Genomic DNA, 2125 nt, shown 5'->3' with positions numbered 1-2125 from the left:
GCCATGCGCTGCTGGAAGGCCAGGATGTTGGCCATGCCCGACAGATCGAGGCCGACGAAACCGGCCCAGCGCGAAACGGTGTAGAGATAGGCGTCGGCGACACTGAACTGCTCGCCCAGCAGATAGCTCTTGCCGGCCAGCTGCCCGTCCACCCATTGCAGGCGCTTGGTCAGCGCCTCGAGCGCGATCGGCTTGTAGTTTTCGGGCGTGGTCGGCTTGAACAGCGGACCGAAACCCTTGTGGACTTCGGTGCCAATGAAGTTGAGCCATTCCTGCAGCTTGTAGCGCTCGAAGCTGCCGTTGGCCGGAGCCAGGTTCTTCTCGGGAACCTGGTCGGCGATGTACTGGACGATGGCCGGGCCTTCGTGCAGGCGCGCGCCGTTGTCGAGTTCCAGCAGCGGCACATAGCCCAGCGGGTTGATGGTGTAGTAATCGGTGCCGTCGGCAAGCTGGTGGGTCTTGGTGCTGGCAAGCACGGGCTCGTAGGCCAGGCCCGATTCCTGCAGAACGATCTGCGGGGACAGGGAGCATGCGCCGGGGCTGTAGTAAAGCTTCATGGTCGGAATGGTGAAGTGATGGACGCAACGATGCTAACGCGACTGCCGCCAGCGCTGTGTGGGCCGGTTTCCCGCCTGTCCGCGTGGTGGCCTGGGGTCATGCGGCGAAAAACACGCAAAAGTGGGAAAATTGCCGGTTCTCCCGCAAGGATGGCTACAGGGGCCATCCGTGGCGCGGGCCGGCGCAGGCGCGCTGCGAACAGATTGGGGCGGTGATCGAAGCATCGGCCCCCGGAGCTATTGCATGTTGTATCCCCAAGAATTTGATGTCATCGTCGTTGGCGGAGGCCACGCCGGCACCGAGGCGGCGCTGGCGGCCGCGCGCATGGGCAGCAGGACGCTGCTGCTGACCCACAACATCGAGACGCTGGGCCAGATGAGCTGCAACCCGTCGATCGGCGGCATAGGCAAGGGCCATCTGGTCAAGGAAGTCGACGCGCTCGGCGGAGCGATGGCGCTGGCGACCGACGAGGGCGGCATACAGTTCCGCATCCTCAACAGCTCCAAGGGCCCGGCGGTGCGCGCCACGCGCGCCCAGGCCGACCGCATTCTCTACAAGGCCGCGATCCGTCGCATGCTCGAGAACCAGCCCAATCTGTGGCTGTTTCAGCAGGCGGTCGACGACCTGATGGTCGAAGGCGACCGCGTGGTCGGCGCGGTGACGCAGGTCGGCATACGCTTTCGCGCGCGCACCGTGGTGCTGACCGCCGGCACTTTCCTCGACGGCAAGATCCACGTGGGACTGAACAACTACGCGGCCGGCCGCGCGGGCGATCCGCCGGCGGTGAGCCTGTCGGCGCGCCTCAAGGAGTTGCAGCTGCCCCAGGGCCGGCTCAAGACCGGCACGCCGCCGCGCATCGACGGCCGCAGCATCGATTTCTCGCAGTGCGAGGAGCAGCCCGGCGACGGCATGCCCGGCGGCATCAACGAAGGCCAGCTGCCGGTGTTCAGCTACATGGGCCAGGCCAGCATGCACCCGCAGCAGATGCCTTGCTGGGTCACGCACACCAATGAACGCACGCACGACATCATCCGCTCGGGTTTCGACCGCAGCCCGATGTTCACCGGCAAGATCGAAGGCGTGGGCCCGCGCTACTGCCCCAGCGTCGAGGACAAGATCAACCGCTTCGCCGACAAGGACAGCCACCAGATCTTTCTCGAGCCCGAAGGCCTGACCACGCACGAGTACTACCCCAACGGCATCTCGACCAGCCTGCCGTTCGACATCCAGTACGAACTGGTGCGCTCCATGAAGGGCCTGGAGAACGCCCACATACTGCGCCCCGGCTATGCGATCGAATACGACTACTTCGATCCGCGCTCGCTCAAGGCCAGCTTCGAGACCAAGCAGATCAACGGCCTGTTCTTCGCCGGCCAGATCAACGGCACGACCGGCTATGAAGAGGCCGCGGCCCAGGGCCTGTTTGCCGGCCTGAACGCCGCGCTGCAGGCGCGCGGCGATGCGCCCTGGACGCCGGGCCGCGACGAAGCCTATCTGGGCGTGCTGGTCGACGACCTGATCACCAAGGGCGTGACCGAGCCCTACCGCATGTTCACCAGCCGCGCCG

Annotated in this window: 2 protein-coding genes; one reads left to right on the top strand and one right to left on the bottom strand. The window is 65.6% G+C overall.

Annotated features, from left to right (window positions below):
• Positions 1-557 (bottom strand): glutathione transferase GstA (gene gstA, locus RR928_RS20215; protein WP_332537764.1); only part of this gene is annotated, 557 nt, incomplete at its 3' end.
• Between the two features lie 244 nt (positions 558-801).
• Between gstA and mnmG the strand changes: the two genes are divergently transcribed.
• Positions 802-2125: tRNA uridine-5-carboxymethylaminomethyl(34) synthesis enzyme MnmG (gene mnmG, locus RR928_RS20210; protein ID WP_332683971.1), on the top strand; the 1324-nt coding region annotated here is incomplete at its 3' end.

This window comes from Comamonas sp. (assembly GCF_036666375.1).
In the GTDB taxonomy this organism is placed as follows: domain Bacteria; phylum Pseudomonadota; class Gammaproteobacteria; order Burkholderiales; family Burkholderiaceae_C; genus Comamonas.
Note: the sequence above shows the minus strand (reverse complement) of the source record. Positions and strands in the feature narration are given on the sequence as shown.